A 17,172-nucleotide genomic window follows, 5' to 3' on the forward strand; every position below is an offset into this window, starting at 1 on the left:
CGACAACCACGGTAGCGTTGAACGACATGAGTGATTCTGAATCCTCACAAACATCGAAACCAGTAGACGACGATTCGACACCGACGAGCTCCTTGAACCGCCGAGTCTTCTTCGCCGCCGCGGGCTCGGTTCTGGCCTTCGCCCTGTGGGCGCTCGCCTCCCCGGCGACCGCGGAGGGCGTGATCAGCGGCGTGGTCGAATTCATCACCACCTGGTTCGGTTGGTGGTACTTCCTGCTGGCCACGGTGATCGTGGGCGTGGTGGTGTTCATCGCGGTGAGCCGGTACGGCCGATACCGCCTGGGCCCCGAGGAATCACGCCCCGAATACAACCTGTTCACCTGGACCGCGATGCTCTTCGCCGCGGGCATCGGGATCGACCTGATGTTCTTCTCCGTCGCCGAGCCGGTGAGCAACTACCTCACGCCGCCGGTCGGCCCCGGCGAGACCAATCACGCAGCCCGCGAGGCGGTCACCTGGACGGTCTTCCACTACGGCCTCACCGGCTGGGCGATGTACGCGCTCATGGGAGGCGCCCTGGCGTACTTCGCGTTCCGCCACAACCTTCCGCTCACCATTCGCGCGGCGCTGTACCCGATCCTCGGCAAGCGGGTGCACGGCCGCTTCGGCGACGCGGTCGACGTGGCCGCCGTGCTCGGCACGATCTTCGGCATCGCCACCTCGCTGGGCATCGGCATCGTGCAGCTCAATTACGGCCTGCACCAACTCTTCGGCATCCCCCAGGGCAAGGCCGCGCAGATCGGGCTGATCGTCCTGTCGGTGATCATCACCACCATCTCCGCCACGACGGGCGTCGATAAGGGCATCCGGCGGCTCAGCGAGCTGAACGTGATCATGGCGATCGCGATGCTGGTGTACATCCTGGTGGCGGGGCGCACGGACTTCCTGCTCAACGGCGTCGTGCAGAACACCGGCGACTACCTGGCCACCTTCCTCGATCGCACGATGGACACTTTCGCCTGGGAACAGACCCACACCGAGACTCCCGGAAGCGATCCCAGCGGCTGGCTCGATTCGTGGACACTGTTCTTCTGGGCCTGGTGGGTGGCGTGGGCCCCGTTCGTCGGGCTCTTCCTGGCCCGCATCTCCCGCGGGCGCACCCTGCGCCAGTTCATCTTCGGTGTGATGGTGGTGCCCTTCAGCTTCATCCTGGTGTGGATCTCGGTGTTCGGCAACAGCGCACTCGAGGTGGCCCGCGGCGACAAGGCCTTCGCGGAGGCCACCGCATCGGCCCCGGAGATCGGCTTCTATTCGCTGCTCGAGAAGTACCCGGGCGCACCGATCCTGCTGGCGATCGCCACGTTCACCGGCCTGCTGTTCTATGTCACCAGTGCCGATTCCGGCTCGCTGGTGATGGGCAACTTCACCTCGAAGCTGCCCGATCCGATGGCCGATTGCGCTCGCAGCATCCGCATCTTCTGGTCCTTCGCCATCGGCCTGCTCACGCTCTCGATGTTGTTCGCGGGCAACGAGGGTTCGATCGTCACGCTGCAGAAGGCGACGATCATCATGGGTCTGCCCTTCTCCTTCGTGCTGGGCCTGGTGGGTCTGTCGCTCCTGCGGGCACTGCACACGGAGTCGTACAAGCTCGACAGTTACCGTGCGGCACTGCCGAAATCGCTGGCCGCCGGCCGTGGTCCCACCGAGCCGGGCAGTTGGCGCAGGCGGTTGCTCTCGACGATCCACTACCCGGGTCGCGCCGCCACCCAACGGTACTTGGAGAACACGGTCGCCCCCGCGATGCGCGAGGTGTCGGCGGTGTTCGCCTCGGAGGGGATGACGGCCACCGTCGACGAATCCGGCCGCAGTGAATCCCTGCCCTCGCCGACGCTCCGGGTGGATCTCGCCGGCGAGCCGCACTTCGAGTACTGCGTGTGGCCCGTCTCGGCGCCGGCGCCGAGCTACGCGGTTCTCGCGCAGCGGTCGGGCGATCGGTACTTCCGCTGCGAGGTGTACCTCGCCGAGGGCTCGCAGGGCTACACGCTCAACGGATACACCCGTGAGCAGATCATCGGCGACATCCTCGACCAGTACGAGCGGCACCTCGGCTACCTGCACCTGCGCCGTTCGGCCGCCGATCACGCACACCCCGAATCCACCCCCGAGGCATCCACCGAACCGGAAGGGACACCCGCATGACCGAACCGACCCTCTTCATCGACGGACGATGGCGCAACGCCGCCGAGGGCGGCACCCGCACCATCGTCTGCCCCGCCGACGGCACCGAGGTCGCCGTCGTCGACGAGGCCACCGCCGCCGATACCGAGGCCGCGATCGCGGCCGCCCGGCGCGCCTTCGACACCGGCCCGTGGCCGCACACACCGGCCGCGGAACGCGGCGATCTGTTGCTCCGGGTCGCCGACGAGATCGACCGCCGCCAGGATGATTTCGCTCGCGCGGAGACGCTGGACACCGGTAAGCGGCTGTCCGAGTCGGAGATCGACATGGCCGATATCGCCGCCTGTTTCCGCTACTTCGGCAAGCTCGCGGCGCAGGACGCCGGTCGGGTGGTCGACGCCGGATCGGCCGATGTGAGCTCGCAGATCGTGTACGAGCCCGTGGGCGTGTGCGGGCTCATCACACCGTGGAACTACCCGCTGTTGCAGGCCGCGTGGAAGGTGGCGCCCGCGCTGGCCGCCGGCGACACCTTCGTGCTCAAGCCCTCGGAGCTCACCCCGCACACCTCGATCCTGCTGATGCAGGTCCTGCAGGCGGTGGGCCTGCCCGACGGCGTGGCGAACCTGGTGCTCGGCGCGGGTGCCGGAGCGGGCGCCCCGCTGTCCACCCACCCCGATGTCGACCTGGTCTCGTTCACGGGCGGCCTGATCACCGGCCGCCTCATCGCGGCCAACGCCTCGACCACGGTGAAGAAGGTCGCGCTGGAGCTGGGTGGCAAGAACCCGAACGTGATCTTCGCCGACGCCTGCGCGACGCCGGAGGGTCTCGCCGCCGCGGTCGACAATGCGCTCAACGCCGCCTTCCTGCACTCGGGTCAGGTCTGTTCCGCGGGTGCGCGTCTGGTGATCGAGGAGTCGGTGCACGACGTCTTCGTCGACGAGCTGGTGCGCCGCGCCGAGGGCATCCGGCAGGGTCTGCCCTTCGCGGAGGGCACCGAGACCGGCCCGTTGATCTCGGCGGCGCACCGCGACAAGGTGCACGCCTATGTCGAGCAGGCCCGTGCCGACGGCGCGGTGGTCCGCACGGGCGGCGCCTTCGCCACCGGCGACCAGGGCTCCGGTTCGCTCGACGACGGCTTCTTCTACCTGCCGACGGTGCTCGATCGGTGCGATCCGTCGATGGCCTGCGTGCATGACGAGGCCTTCGGACCCACCGTCACCGTCGAGACCTTCCGCACCGAGGACGAGGCGGTGGCCATCGGCAACGGCACCGAGTACGGCCTCGCCGGGGCGGTGTGGTCCGCCGACGGCGGCCGCGCCCGCCGGGTGGCGCGCCGGCTGCGCCACGGCACCGTGTGGATCAACGACTTCGGCCCCTATCTGCCGCAGGCCGAGTGGGGCGGCTTCGGCGCCTCGGGCATCGGCCGGGAGCTGGGCCCCACGGGCCTCGGGGAGTACCTCGAGGCCAAGCACGTGTACGAGAACCTGCGACCGTCCGTGACCGGATGGTTCGCCGATCGGAAGGATGATCAGTGAGCTCGACCGCCGACAACGAGACCTACGACTACGTGGTGGTGGGCGCCGGATCGGCCGGCGCCGCAGTGGCCTCACGCCTGTCGGAGGACCCGACGGTCACCGTGTGCCTGCTGGAGGCCGGCCCCTCCGATGTGGGCGACGACGCGATCCTGCGGCTGGACCGGTGGATGGAACTCCTCGAATCGGGTTACGACTGGGACTACCCCATCGAGCCGCAGGAGAACGGCAACTCGTTCATGCGGCACGCCCGCGCGAAGGTGTTGGGCGGCTGCAGCTCCCACAACAGCTGCATCGCCTTCTGGGCCCCGCGTGAGGATCTCGATTCGTGGGAGCACGAGCACGGCGCCTCCGGCTGGGGCTCGGATTCGGTGTACCGGCTGTACCCGGAGATCGAGACCAACGACGCTCCGGGCGAGCACCACGGCCGCTCGGGCCCGGTGCACATCATGACGGTGCCGCCGAACGATCCGTGCGGTGTCGCCCTGCTGGACGCCTGTGAACGGGTGGGCATTCCGCGCACCACCTTCAACGACGACCACACGGTGATCAACGGCGCCAACTTCTTCCAGATCAACCGCCGCGCCGACGGCACGCGGTCGTCATCGTCGGTGAGCTACCTGCATCCGGTGATGGACCGGCCCAATCTCACGATCCGCACCGGGGCCTGGGCCAAGCAGGTGGTCTTCGACACCACGGGCGAGGAACCCCGGGCCGTCGGAGTCGACATCACCGACAACGCCTTCGGCCGCACCACTCGCATCACCGCGACCCGCGAAGTGGTACTCAGTGCGGGCGCGATCGACTCCCCGAAACTGCTGATGCTCTCCGGGATCGGGCCGGCGGACCACCTGCGCGAGCACGGCATCGACGTCCTGGTCGACTCCCCCGGCGTCGGTGAGCACCTGCAGGACCACCCCGAGGGCGTGATCGGCTTCGAGACCACCATGCCGATGGTCCGCGAGTCCACCCAGTGGTGGGAGATCGGCATCTTCACCACCACCGAGGAGGGCCTGGACCGCCCCGATCTGATGATGCATTACGGCAGCGTCCCGTTCGACATGCACACGGTGCGGCAGGGCTATCCCACGGCGGAGAACACCTTCTGCCTCACGCCCAACGTGACGCACGCACGTTCGCGCGGCACCGTCCGGCTGCGTTCCCGGGACTTCCGGGACAAGCCCAAGGTGGACCCGCGCTATTTCACCGACGCCGAGGGCCACGACCTGCGCGTCATGATCGCCGGAATCCGGAAGGCGCGGGAGATCGCCGCCGCGGCTCCGCTCACCGAATGGGTCGCGCGGGAGCTGTACCCCGGTCCCGCCGCCCAGACCGATGCCGAGCTGGCCGATTACATCCGCCGTACGCACAACACCGTCTACCACCCGGTCGGCACGGTGCGGATGGGCGCGGTCGACGATCCGATGTCCCCGCTCGACCCCGAACTCCGGGTGAAGGGCACCGCCGGGCTGCGCGTGGCGGACGCCTCCGTGTTCCCGGAACACACCACGGTGAACCCGAACATCACCGTGATGCTGGTGGGCGAGCGGTGTGCGGAGCTGATCACCGCGGGCTGATTGGTCCTATCCTGGGGAACATGGCGAACGATTTCACGCGGTTCGCGGCCGTGGCCCGCAAGCTCGCGCGCGAGCACGGGCCCCGGCTCGCGGGCCAGGTCCTCGACTCCGCGCCCGTACGGGCCGGACGCGAGGCGCTCACCCAGGTCGTGACGCAGACGGTGACGCAGGCACTGGGCCTGGAACAACCCGCCGCACCGGCCAAGGAGTTCACACCGGGCCGCCCGGTCACCCGGACGTCGACCCGCACGGAACTGATGGCGCGCGCCATCGCCTACGCCCCGCAGCTCGACGGCCGGGCCGATCCGGGCGAGGTGGTGTGGACCTGGGTGGAGTTCGAGGAGACCACCGGCCCGAACGCCGGACAGGGCAAGGACCGTCCGGTGCTCGTGGTGGGGCGGTCCGGTGCGGCGCTACTGGGACTGATGCTGTCCAGCCAGGCCAAGCACGACGGTGACCGCGAGTGGCTGGCGATCGGGGCCGGAACCTGGGACGAGGACCGCCGCCCGTCCTGGGTGCGCCTGGACCGGGTACTCGATGTGCCGGAGGACGGCATCCGCCGCGAGGGCTCGGTGCTCGACCGTGCTCGGTTCGAGCTCGTGGCCGCGCGGCTCCGGGCCGATTACGGCTGGAGCTGATTCAGTCGACGACGGCGGCCACGGCCTCGATCTCGACGAGTTGATCGTCGTAGCCGAGCACCGTGACGCCGAACAGGGTGCTGGGCGCGTCGTGCTCGCCGAAGGCGGCGCGCACCACCTCCCACGCGGTGACGAGGTCCGCCTGGCGCGACGATGCGACCAGCACGCGGGTGGAGATCACATCCGCCATCGTGGCCCCGGCGGCGCCGAGCGCGATCCGCAGGTTCTCGACGCACTTCGCCGCCTGACCCGCGTAGTCGCCGACGGCGGCGGTGCTGCCGTCCAGTTCCAGCGGGCAGGATCCGGCGAGGAAGATCAGCCGCGCCTCCTTCGGCGCCGTCGCGGCGTAGGCGTATTCGGCGACGCCGCTCAGGGCCGCCGTCCTGATCAGTTCGACCCGACTCGGCATGCCCTCAGCCTGGCACACGGCAGGCGGGTCAGAGGAGCTCGGCCTTCTGGAAGCGGCACCCCGCTTCTTCATCTCCTCGTCGGCAGTGCCGTCACGCCTCCAGATGCGGACGCAGGTAGCGCCCGGTGACACTCCCGGCGGCTGCGGCCACCTGTTCGGGTGTGCCCGTGGCGACGACGGTTCCGCCCGCGGCGCCGCCTCCGGGACCGAGGTCGATCACGTGGTCGGCATTGGCGATCATGTCCAGATCGTGTTCGACCACGATCACCGTGGCGCCGCGATCCACGAGCCGCTGCACCACGTCCAGCAGCACGCGGACGTCCTTCGGGTGCAGGCCCACCGAGGGCTCGTCCAGCACGAACACCGCGTCGGACTGGTCGCGCCCGAGCTCGTTGCCCAGCTTGAGCCGCTGCGCCTCGCCGCCGGAGAGCGCGGGGGTGGATTCACCGAGGGTGAGGTACCCGAGCCCGAGGTCCACCAGGGTGCGCAGCTTCTTCGCGATGCGCGGCAAGGCGATCCGGTCCGCCGCCTCGCGGACGGTGAGGGCGAGCAGTTCGGGGAGCGCGAGGCCGTCGGGTTCCGGCCAGCGCACGTCCGCCGCCGCGGGGGCGTACCGGCGTCCGCCGCACGCCGGGCATTCGATGTCGACGTCCGGGAGGAACTGCACGTCGAGCGATACCTGTCCGGTGCCGTCGCAGCGGGGGCAGCGCAGCGATCCGGTGTTGTAGGAGAAGTCGGCCGTCTTGTAGCCGCGGACCTTCGCCGCATCGGTCTTGGCGTACTCACGCCGCAGGTCGTCGAGCACGCCGCTGTAGGTGGCGACGGTGGAGCGCACGTTGATCCCGATCGGTGTTGCATCCACCAGGTTCACGCGCCCGATGGACGGGGCCTCCAGCACGCTGACGTGCTCCGGCAGCGGCTCTCCCGCGGCGTGCGCCGAGATCGCCGGCACGAGGGATTCGAGCACCAGCGTCGTCTTGCCCGAGCCGGAGACGCCGGTGACGGCTGTCATCCGGCCGACGGGGACGTCGACGGTGAGCGCCTGCACGGTGTGCAGCGGCGCCGTCTCCAGGTGGATCCGGCCCGGCGCGAAGACCTCGTCGGGAGCGAGACGCGGGCGCACGCGGACCGCTTCCCGACCGGCCAGAAATCCGCCCAGCAGCGACGCCGCATCGGACTCCAACTCGGCCACGGTCCCCGTCGCGATCACGCGACCGCCCTCGCCGCCCGAGCCGGGGCCGATCTCGATCAGGTACTCGGCCTCGCGCAGCACGTCCAGGTCGTGATCGACGACCACGACGGAGTTGCCGTCGGCGAGGAGATCGCGCATCACGCCGACCAGGCCCTCGACGTTCGCCGGGTGCAGGCCGACCGACGGTTCGTCGAGCACGTACAGCACGCCGGTGGTGCGATTGCGGACCGCGCGGGCGAGCTGAACCCGCTGCCGCTCACCGGTGGACAGCGTGCCTGCCGCCCGATCGAGGCCGAGGTAGCCGAGCCCGAGCTCCCGCAACCGCCGCGCGATGGACAGGAGCGAGTCGACGAGGATCGCCGCCATCTCCCGCATGTCCGCCGGCAGCGGTTCAACGGCGCCCGGCACCCAGGCGACCACCTCGTCGAGCGGCATCGCCGTCACCTCGGCGAGCCCGAGATCACCGATCCGGGGCGCCCGCGCCTGCGGGCTCAAGCGCGTGCCACCGCAGTCGGAACAGGGCCCCGAGCGCACGAATCGATTGACCCGCCCCAGTCCCGCCTCGGTCGTGGCCTTGTCGAGTGCCTCCTGCACGGCGGCGTTCGCGCTCCGATACGTGAAATTGACCTCGAAAAGCTTGCCGCTCTTGCTGGAGACCGCGACATTCCGCTTCTCCGCGGGGCCGTGCAGCACGATCTCCCGCTCGGCGTCGGTGAGCTCGGCGAAGGGCACATCGATGCGGACGCCGAGGTCGGCCACGACCTGGGGCATGAAGGAGAAGCCGAACATCGACCAGGGTGCGACGGCGCCGTCGGCGATCGTCTTCGACGGGTCGGGGATCAGTGTGGCACCGTCGATCTCGCGGACGATGCCGGTGCCCGCGCAGGTGGGGCAGGCGCCGTCGGAGTTGAACGCGAGCGATTCCGCGCCGGGCGGGGTGAAACCTGCTCCGCACTCCGGGCAGGTGAGGTCCATCCCGGCCGCGACGTCGATCGTCGGGGCCAGGTAATGCCCGTTCGGACAGCGGTGCGACGCGAGCCGGGAGAACATGAGCCGCACCACGTTCAACAGCTCCGTGGATGTGCCGAAGGTACTGCGCACACCGGGGACACCGGGGCGCTGGCGCAGGGCGAGCGCCGCGGGCACGTGCTCCACCGAATCGACCGCGGCCCGCGGCGCCTGCGCCATCCGCCGCCGGGTGTAGGTGGACAGCGCCTCCAGGTAACGGCGCGAGCCCTCCGCATACAGCACCCCCATCGCGAGCGAGGACTTACCCGAACCCGAGACGCCCGCGATGGCCACCAGACGACGCAGCGGCACATCGACGTCGACGTCCCGGAGGTTGTGCACCCGGGCACCCCGGACGGCGATCTGCAGCGGGACGTCGAATGTCATGCGAGGCGGGTGATCTCCACCACCACGTCGAGATCGGAGGCCCCGCCGCCCGCGATGATCCCCTTGAGCGGGGGCACATCGGCGTAATCGCGGCCCACGCCCACGGACACGTGCCGCTCACCGATCGGCACGTCGTTGGTGGGGTCGTAGCCGTTCCAGTGGCCGGTCCACGCCTCGATCCAGGCGTGCGACTCGCCCGCCACCGTCGAGCCGATCTCGGCGTCACGCTGCGGATGCAGATACCCGGAGACGTATCGGGCCGGGATGCCCACGCTGCGCAGCATCAGCAGCGTGAGATGCGCGTAGTCCTGGCAGACGCCCTTGCGCTCGTCCCACGCGTCGATCGCGGACGAATGCACGCCGGTGGTGCCGGGCACGTAGTCCAACTCGCCGTGCACCCAGCGGCACAACTCGAGCACCGCTTCGTCGGGACCGAGGTCCTTGACGAGCTTCTTCGCCTGCGAACCCAGCTTGCGGTGCCGCGGAACGTAATCGGTGAAACCCAGGAGCTCGTCGTAGCGGTCGCGCACGCGCGCCGAGTCGAGCTCCTCCCAGCTCACGATCTCCTCCGGAGGCTCGGAAGCCTCGGTCTCGACGACCGAGGCACCGGTCACCTCGAGTGCGGTGTGCGGCGCGTGCAGGTCGAAAGCGGTGACCGCGGTGCCCCAGTAGTCGGTGTACCGGTATGCACGGGTGGCCGGGACGGTCTCGACGCGGTTGAGGATCACGTTCTGCCGCTGGTCACTGCGGGGCGTGAGCCGGGCCTCGTTGTACGACGAGGTGACCGGCGCGTTGTAGCCGAATCCGGTGGAGTGCACGACTCGAAGACGCCAGCTCACAGCTCCCCCTCCAGGATGGTGTCGATATCGCCGCGGGCGCGGGCATCGGTCCAGGCGACGTAGGGCGTCACGTGGAAGTAGCGGGCGGTGATGGCCTCGCCCGCCTCGTGTCCCAGCTCCTGCAGCGCGACCAGGCGGCGCTGCAGATCGTCGAGCAGCTCACCGGGAGCAAGGAATTCGAGCTCGCCACGGGCCCGGCCCAGCAGGCGCTGCGCCTCCGTGCGGGTGCCGAGGCGACCCTCGCGGCCGCCCTCGATCGCGTTCAGGCAGTCCTCGGCGGTGGTGAGCGCGTGGATCACCGACCGCGGGAAGAGCCGGTCGACGAGGATGAATTCGACCACGCGGGCGGCGTCGAGCACACCGCGGTAGGTACGCAGGTAGGTGTCGTGCGCGCCGGTCGCGCGCAGCACCGTGACCCAGGTGGGCGAGCTCGCCCGATCGCCGGCGCGGGAGAGCAGCAACCGGATGGACATGTCCATCCGCTCGATCGAGCGGCCCAGCAACAGGAACCGGTAGCCCTCGTCCCGCGACAGCGTGGAATCGGTGAGGCCGGAGAACATCGCCGCCCGGTTCTTGATGTAGTTGAGGAACTCGTGCGGGCCGAGGCGGCGCGCCGCGCGCTCGCGTTCGGCGAGGCCGTTGTACGTGGAGTTGAGGCACTCCCACATCTCCGACGAGGTCACCTCGCGGGCACCGCGGGCGTTCTCCCGCGCCGCGTAGATCGTGGCCGCGATCGAACCGCTGCCGGGATCCCGGTTGTAGGCCACCACCTCGGTCACCGACCGCAGGTCGAGCGGCTGATCGGCGGGCGGTTCCGGAATGCCCAAGACCCGCACCAGCTGTCGCGAGACGCGGTCCTCGTCGACGGTGGCGTCCTCCAGGAACTGGTGGGCCGTCACGTCGAGCATCCGGGCGGTGTCGTCGGCGCGTTCGGAGTACCGGCCGATCCAGTACAGCGCCTCGGCGTTACGCGCGAGCATGCGGTGCCTCCGTCCAGGTCGCCTGTTGCTGTTGCTGATCCTGTTGGCTCAGATCGGGCCCCAGTTCCACCTGGGGCTGCTCCGCCAGATCGCGCGAGGGCACCAGCGCCTCGCCCTCCAGTTCGGCCTCCGCGACGGAGGATCGCGCCGCGAGCACCCAGGTGTCCTTGGAGCCGCCGCCCTGCGAGGAGTTCACCACGAGCGAGCCCTCCGGCAGCGCGACGCGGGTGAGGCCGCCGGGCAGCACCCACACGTCGTCACCGTCGTTGACCGCGAAGGGACGCAGGTCCACGTGCCGCGGACGGGCGCTCTCGCCGATCTTGGTGGGCACCGTCGAGAGCTGCACCACCGGCTGCGCGATCCAGCCGCGGGGATCGGCGGCCACCTTGCGGCGTATGGCCGCGAGCTCCTTCTCGCTGGCGTCGGGCCCGAAGACGATGCCGTAGCCGCCCGACCCCTCGACCGGCTTGATCACCAGCTCGTCGATCCGGTCGAGCACCTCCTCGCACTCCTCGTCGAGCCAGCAGCGCAGGGTGTCCACGTTCTGCAGCAGGGGCTTCTCGCCGAGGTAGTAGTCGATGATCTCGGGCACGTAGGTGTAGGTGAGCTTGTCGTCGCCCACGCCGTTGCCCACCGCCGAGCTGATCACCACGTTGCCGGCGCGGGCGGCGTTGAGCAGCCCGGCCACGCCGAGCACCGAATCGGGCCGGAACTGCATGGGGTCGAGGAAGTCGTCGTCGATGCGGCGGTAGATCACGTCCACCTGCTGCTCGCCACCGGTGGTGCGCATGTAGACCACGTTGTCGCGGCAGAACAGGTCGCGGCCCTCGACGAGTTCGACGCCCATCTGGCGGGCGAGCAGCGAGTGCTCGAAGTACGCGGAGTTCGCCATGCCCGGTGTGAGCACCACGACGGTGGGGTCGGCCTCGTTGGACGCGGCCGACCGGCGCAGCGCCCGCAGCAGGTGCGAGCTGTAGTCACCCACGGCCCGCACGCGGTGGCGCAGGAACAGGTCGGGGAAGACCTGCGCCATGGTCCGGCGGTTCTCCATCACGTAGCTCACGCCCGACGGGGAGCGCAGGTTGTCCTCCAGCACGCGGAAGGTGCCCTCGGCGTCGCGGATCAGGTCGATACCGGCCACGTGGATGCGCACGCCGTTGGGCGGGCGGATGCCGGCCGCCTGGCGGTGGAAGTGCGCGCACGAGGTGACCAGGCGCTTGGGCACCACCTGATCGCGCAGGATCTCCTGTTCGGAGTAGATGTCGTCGAGGAACAGTTCGAGCGCCTGGACCCGCTGCTTGATGCCCTTCTCGAGTCGGTTCCACTCGCCTGCGGCGATCACGCGCGGCACCAGGTCGAGGGGGAAGGGCCGCTCGCGGCCCTCCAGCGAGAAGGTCACGCCCTGGTCGATGAAGGCGGCGCCGAGCGCGTCGACGCGCGCGGCGAGATCGGATTCGTCGGCCGAGGAGAGCGCCTCGAAGACCCGCTTGTACGGGGAGCGGACCGTGCCGTCCTCGGCGAACATCTCGTCGTAGGCGGCACCGAACGACGGGGCGTCGTCGTATCCCGCGAACAGCCGCGCATCGTCGGACAGTCGGGGAACGGCCGGCCGCCGGGTGTGGGACTTGGCCTGTTTCTGCGGGGTCACTCGCCATATCGTGCCGTACCGGCCGCGATTCGGCAGCGCACTCGTTCAGGCGGTGGCAAGGTGTGGGCCAGGTGATGTTCGCCCGGGCAGCACTGCGATTTGGGTTGTCCCCGCCGCGCTGGTAACCTGGTACGTCGGCAGTCAGTACCGACTGTTCTTATGCCTTTCGAGTGACAAGAGAGTTTGACGCGTGGCCAACATCAAGTCCCAGATGAAGCGGATCAAGACCAACGAGCGCAACCGCCTGCGCAACCAGTCGGCGAAGTCGTCGCTGCGTACCGCCATCCGCCACTTCCGCGAGGCCGTGGATGCGGGCGACAAGGACAAGGCCACCACCCTCCTCGCCAGCACCAGCCAGCAGCTGGACAAGGCCGCGAGCAAGGGCATCATCCACACCAACCAGGCCGCCAACAAGAAGTCGGCCCTGGCCCTGGCGCTGAACAAGCTCTGATCCTCCGCTAGACGCGCGTATCACCGCGCCGAACCGTCCCCCGGCACCACGCGAGCCGGAACCGGATCGGCGCGGTTTTCGCGTATCCGGGTGCGGCCGGGGCCGTCAGCTCGCGAGCGTGGCGACCTTCCGGACAGCGAGTTCGAGCGCGTAGTCCGGATCGGCCGCCTGGCCCTTCACGTCGGCGTTCGCCGCGGCCACAGCGGCCAGCGCCAGCGCCACGTTCTCGGCGCGCCAACGGCGGGCCACCTGGGTCATCTTCTTGACCTTCCACGGCGCCATTCCCAGCTCCCCCGCGTCCCGGTACTGATCGGGGGTACGTCCCAGGCCACGGATGCGGGCCACCGAGTGCACAGCGTCGGCCAGCGCGTCGGCGATGAGCACGTGCGGCGTACCGCGGTGCTGGGCCCAGCGCAGGGACTCCAGCGCAGCGGCGACCTGTCCGGCGACGGCCTTATCGGCGATCTCGAATCCGGTGACCTCGGCACGGCCCGCGTAGTAGCGGTTCACGGCGGCCAGATCCACCCGGCCGCCGGTATCGGCCACCAGCTGCGCGATGGCCGCGGCCAGCTCGCGCAGATCCTTGCCGACCGAATCCACCAGGAGCTCGACCAGCTCGTCGGAGACCCGCACCTTCTGCGCCCGGAACTCGGACTTCGCGAAATCGGTGCGGTCGCGCGCGTTGCTGATGGTGGGCACCTCGACCACAGCGGCGCCGGCCTTCTTAAGTGCGGCCACCATCGACTTCGCGCGGCCGCCACCGCTGTGCTCGATCACCAGCGTGATTCCGTCCGGCGGGTTCTGCGCCGCCTCGACGATGAGGTCGACGGGCGCTTTCCCTGCCTCGGCCGCCGACTCCAGCACCACGATCCGCTCCTCCGCGAACAGCGACGGACTCAGCAGTTCGGCGAGCTCGGACTGGTCGACGTCGCCCGCGCGCAAGCGAGTCACCGGTACCGCTTCACCGCCCAGCGCGCTCGCGTCACCGGCGTTCGCCCGCGCGTCCTCCACGATCGCGGAGACGGCCCGCTCCACCAGGAGGTCCTCGGTCCCCACCACCACGTGTACCCGCGCGCTCTCTGCCACGCTTCCCATGCTGCCAGACCGCACCGACGACACCGAACGCCACGACGAGCAACAGCCCCGCCACCGAACCGCCCGGCACCACCAGCACCGGCAGCCGCGCACACCACCGCGCCACCATCAGCACCCACCACAACTCCGGCCCCGTCGCCCGCGCCCCCACCTCCGCGAGCACGGGTGCCACCGGCGAAGACATCGCCGCTAGCGTTCCCACGACCGTGATCACGGGAATCACCGGCCCCGCCAACAGATTCGCCGGCAAGGCACCCAACGGCACTCGACCCGACAGCGCCACCACCAAGGGCAGCGTGACCACCTGCGCCACCACCGTGACGGCCAGCAGCCCCGCCAGCGTGTCCGGAACCCTCCGCATCACCAACCGATCCCGCACCACCGGTGCCCACAGGATCAGTCCCGCCGTGGCCGCCACCGATAGGGCGAAGCCGAGGTCCAGCGCCAACTGCGGCCGCACCACCAGCAACACCACGATCGCCGCCAGCAACGCCGAGAAGGGCTGCCGCCCGCGTCGCAGCGCCAGCGCCCCCACACCGAGCAGGCCCATCACCGCCGCCCGCACCACCGACCCCGTCGGACCCACCAGACCGACGAAGGCGATGATCGCCACCGCCGTCACCACCGCCCGCGCCGTGATCGACAAACCTAGCGCCGCACACAGCCCCAGCACGCACAGCGCCACGATGGCGAAATTGGCGCCGGAGACGGCCGTCAGGTGGGTGAGTCCGGAGTCCTGGAAGTCGCCGCGCACCGTCGGGAGCGTGTGCGATTCGTCGCCCAGCACCAGTGCGGGGAGCAGCCCCGCGGCGTCGACGGGCAGGGCGTCCGCGGACACCGCCGCGAACGACCGGCGGACCTGTGCGGCGGCACGGAAGTGCGGCGGTGCGCGTTCGAGCACCGTGGGATCGCCCGATCCGACGAGGACCGCCGCGACGAGGCCGGGGCGGGTGCTGCGGAGCACGGTGGCGCGCATCGCGATCCGCTCCCCCGGCACCACCGAACCCAGATCGAAGGTGGAGCCGAGCAGCAGCACCGAGCCGTGTGCGGGAACCGTCTCCACTGCCTGCACCGCCAGTGCCGTGGCCGGCACCAGCACCCGCGAGGCGTCGAGGTGGCCACCCGGGTCGCCGCTGCGCTGACGCGGCCATTCGTTCACCTCCAGCACCACCAGCACGCGGCCGGCACCCTCGAAATCGGCGATCGGTGCGCGTTCCCTGTCGTGCACGCGCACGGCCACCGAGACGGCGACTCCGGCTCCGAGGCCTGCCGCCGCGGCCAGCGCGATGCTCACGGCCCGTACCGTCTGCGACGATCCGCCGATCCTGGTGGCGGCGACGGCCACCAGGATCAGCACGGCGGCGATCGACCACGCGGCGGCCGCGGAGCGCAGCGCGAGGGCGGTGGCGGCCCACGCCACGGCAGCCGCCGGGAGCAACCGCAGATCGACGCGCTCCTGCATCTCACACCGTGGCCATGGGCTTGATCTTGGCGAGCTTCGCGTCGCCGATCCCCGCGACCTTGCCCAGATCCTCGACGGTCTTGAAGGGCCCGTTCTGTTCCCGGTACGAGATGATCGCGGCAGCGGTCGCCGCGCCCACGCCGGGTAACCGGTCGAGCTCCGAGGCTCCCGCGGTGTTGATGTTCACCTGCGCCCCGGGCACGGCCGAGGAACCACCCGCGGCCCCGGAGGCGCCGGCGGCTCCCGGCCCCGCGCCCGCCGAGACCACCGAGCTGCGCAGCTTCACCGCCGACTTCCCCTCGGCCACCCCCACCACCACCTGGTCGCCGTCGCGCAGGGGCTGCGCCAGATTGAGACCGGCGGTGTCGGCGCCGCCGAGGGTGCCGCGGGCGGCGGTCAGGGCATCGGCGACCCTCGATCCGGGGGCGAGCCGATGCAGACCGGGGGCGCGGACCAGGCCCACCACGGCCACCACCAACTCCCGCGGCACGGCCGGGCTGGACGGCACAGCAGCCGCGGACGTGGATGCCGAAGCGGTGGAGGATGTCCCGGCGAAGTTCACCACCGGGTACTGCCCCGCGTCGCCGGAGCCGGACGACCCGAAGATCGCCACGGCGGCCACGATCGCCGCGATCACCCCGACGGCGCACAGCGCGACCGCCGCCCGCGGCGTGGTGCGCACGCGGTCGACCGTGGAGCGCCACCCCGTCGGTTCCCGATCCCAGAGTTCGTCGTCGGCGCGGGACCCGCGCGGCGGCTCGGCGAAGTCGTCGAGCCACTCGGGTCGCGCGTACGCCTGGTCGCTAGCGCCGTCGTCGCGGTCGTCGCGGGAATTCCGTGTGCCGTCCATGCCCGCACGCTAGGCCCGCGATCCGTCGTGGAAGCCGCGGAGAACCGCGGATTCGGCGTGCCTGTGGATAACCCCGAACCTGTGGAGAACTGCCCGCTAGCGGGGCAGCCCGTCAGCGGCGCGTGCTAGTCGCCGAGCGCCGGGGCCACGGCGACGCCGACCGCGCCGGGACCGAGGTGCGCGGCGATGGTGCCACCGAAGGGCCCGATCACCAGTTCCACCAGCTGCGGGAACGCCGCGCGCACCTGCTCGGCCACCTTCGCCGCCGCCTCGGGGGCCTCCACGTGGTGCACCGCGACCCGGGCCGGACGGTCACCCAGATGCTCCGAGGCCAAGGGCGCCAACTGATCCCGCGCACGGCTCACCGTCCGGGTCTTCCGCTCGGAGACGATCCGGCCATCCGCCAGACGCAGCACCGGCACGATCTGCAGGGCCCCACCGAGCAGTGCGGCCAGCGCGCTCACCCTGCCTCCGGCACGCAGGTGGTCAAGCTTGGCCACGCAGAAGAAGCCCTCCGCGGAGCCCAGCACCTCGTGCGCGGCCTCGGCCACCTCGTCCGCGGTGGCACCGGCCGCGGCCAGGCGCGCAGCCTCCAGCACGCCGAAGCCCATCGCCATATCGATGCAGCGCGAGTCGATCACCCGGATGGAGTCGTCGATCAGGGCCGCCTGCGAGACCGCGGTCGAGTAGGTGGAGCTCAGGTGCGAGCTCATGGTGATCACCACGACCCCGTCACCGTCCGCCTCGGCGACCGCCGCCTCCAGCACCTCGCGGACCTCCCCGACCGAAGGGCCCGAGGTGGTCACGCCCTCCTTGACGAAGCGCTCGGCCTCGTAGCCGGTACCGCGGTCGATGAACTCGCCGTCGGCCGAGAGCACGTGCAGCGGCAGGATGCGGATCCCCGCCTCCCGCACGCGTTCCGGCGCGATCGCCGCCGAGGCATCGGTCACCACGACCACGCTCACG

General features: G+C 70.4%; 14 protein-coding genes. 5 read left to right on the forward strand and 9 right to left on the reverse strand.

The genetic code is table 11. The features are described from left to right. Positions 1 to 26: 26 nt before the first annotated feature. The 4 genes from betT to ABD108_RS01120 are packed head-to-tail and all read left to right on the forward strand — an operon-like array spanning position 27 to position 5,885. The gene (gene betT, locus ABD108_RS01105) at positions 27 to 2,159 is read left to right on the forward strand and encodes a choline BCCT transporter BetT (protein ID WP_343929010.1); all 2,133 of its coding nucleotides are present in this window, start codon (positions 27 to 29) and stop codon (positions 2,157 to 2,159) included. Beyond that, positions 2,156 to 3,673, forward strand: a complete 1,518-nt coding sequence (locus ABD108_RS01110; RefSeq protein ID WP_343929011.1) for an aldehyde dehydrogenase family protein — start codon at positions 2,156 to 2,158, stop codon at positions 3,671 to 3,673. The genes betT and ABD108_RS01110 overlap by 4 nt, the downstream gene beginning before the upstream one ends. Continuing rightward, on the forward strand, positions 3,670 to 5,247 hold the full coding sequence (locus ABD108_RS01115; protein ID WP_343929012.1) for a GMC family oxidoreductase: 1,578 nt from the start codon (positions 3,670 to 3,672) through the stop codon (positions 5,245 to 5,247). Before ABD108_RS01110 ends, ABD108_RS01115 begins: the two co-directional genes overlap by 4 nt. A gap of 20 nt (positions 5,248 to 5,267) precedes the next feature. After that, positions 5,268 to 5,885, forward strand: coding sequence for a type II toxin-antitoxin system PemK/MazF family toxin (locus ABD108_RS01120; RefSeq protein ID WP_220655980.1), 618 nt, complete (start codon positions 5,268 to 5,270; stop codon positions 5,883 to 5,885). 1 nt (position 5,886) lies between these two features. Here ABD108_RS01120 and ABD108_RS01125 read toward each other — a convergent pair whose 3' ends face one another. From ABD108_RS01125 to ABD108_RS01145, 5 genes are all read right to left on the reverse strand, one after another. Next, entirely contained in the window at positions 5,887 to 6,294 is a 408-nt protein-coding gene (locus ABD108_RS01125; protein WP_343929013.1) for a RidA family protein, read from the reverse strand. Positions 6,295 to 6,385: 91 nt separating this feature from the next. Then, entirely contained in the window at positions 6,386 to 8,881 is a 2,496-nt protein-coding gene (locus ABD108_RS01130) for an excinuclease ABC subunit UvrA (protein ID WP_343929014.1), read from the reverse strand. Beyond that, positions 8,878 to 9,720, reverse strand: coding sequence for a transglutaminase family protein (locus ABD108_RS01135; protein ID WP_220655983.1), 843 nt, complete (start codon positions 9,718 to 9,720; stop codon positions 8,878 to 8,880). The genes ABD108_RS01130 and ABD108_RS01135 overlap by 4 nt, the downstream gene beginning before the upstream one ends. Then, complete coding sequence (locus tag ABD108_RS01140) at positions 9,717 to 10,700, reverse strand: alpha-E domain-containing protein (RefSeq protein ID WP_220655984.1); 984 nt, start codon at positions 10,698 to 10,700, stop codon at positions 9,717 to 9,719. Before ABD108_RS01140 ends, ABD108_RS01135 begins: the two co-directional genes overlap by 4 nt. Next, positions 10,687 to 12,225, reverse strand: a complete 1,539-nt coding sequence (locus tag ABD108_RS01145; protein WP_255585711.1) for a circularly permuted type 2 ATP-grasp protein — start codon at positions 12,223 to 12,225, stop codon at positions 10,687 to 10,689. Before ABD108_RS01145 ends, ABD108_RS01140 begins: the two co-directional genes overlap by 14 nt. A gap of 313 nt (positions 12,226 to 12,538) precedes the next feature. Here ABD108_RS01145 and rpsT point away from each other — a divergent pair, with 313 nt between their 5' ends. Beyond that, on the forward strand, positions 12,539 to 12,799 hold the full coding sequence (rpsT, locus tag ABD108_RS01150) for a 30S ribosomal protein S20 (RefSeq protein ID WP_220655985.1): 261 nt from the start codon (positions 12,539 to 12,541) through the stop codon (positions 12,797 to 12,799). A gap of 105 nt (positions 12,800 to 12,904) precedes the next feature. Here the strand turns inward: rpsT and holA are convergent, their stop codons facing one another. From holA to ABD108_RS01170, 4 genes are all read right to left on the reverse strand, one after another. Then, a complete protein-coding gene (holA, locus tag ABD108_RS01155) occupies positions 12,905 to 13,894 on the reverse strand; it encodes a DNA polymerase III subunit delta (RefSeq protein ID WP_343929015.1) in 990 nt (329 codons plus the stop codon). After that, positions 13,782 to 15,356, reverse strand: coding sequence for a ComEC/Rec2 family competence protein (locus tag ABD108_RS01160; RefSeq protein ID WP_343929016.1), 1,575 nt, complete (start codon positions 15,354 to 15,356; stop codon positions 13,782 to 13,784). Before ABD108_RS01160 ends, holA begins: the two co-directional genes overlap by 113 nt. Position 15,357: 1 nt before the next feature. Then, entirely contained in the window at positions 15,358 to 16,206 is an 849-nt protein-coding gene (locus ABD108_RS01165; RefSeq protein ID WP_343929017.1) for a ComEA family DNA-binding protein, read from the reverse strand. Positions 16,207 to 16,331: 125 nt separating this feature from the next. Further along, the gene (locus ABD108_RS01170) at positions 16,332 to 17,171 is read right to left on the reverse strand and encodes a DegV family protein (RefSeq protein WP_220655990.1); all 840 of its coding nucleotides are present in this window, start codon (positions 17,169 to 17,171) and stop codon (positions 16,332 to 16,334) included. Position 17,172 lies beyond the last annotated feature (1 nt).

It is taken from the genome of Tsukamurella strandjordii (assembly GCF_039525985.1).
In the GTDB taxonomy this organism is placed as follows: Bacteria; Actinomycetota; Actinomycetes; order Mycobacteriales; family Mycobacteriaceae; genus Tsukamurella; species Tsukamurella strandjordii.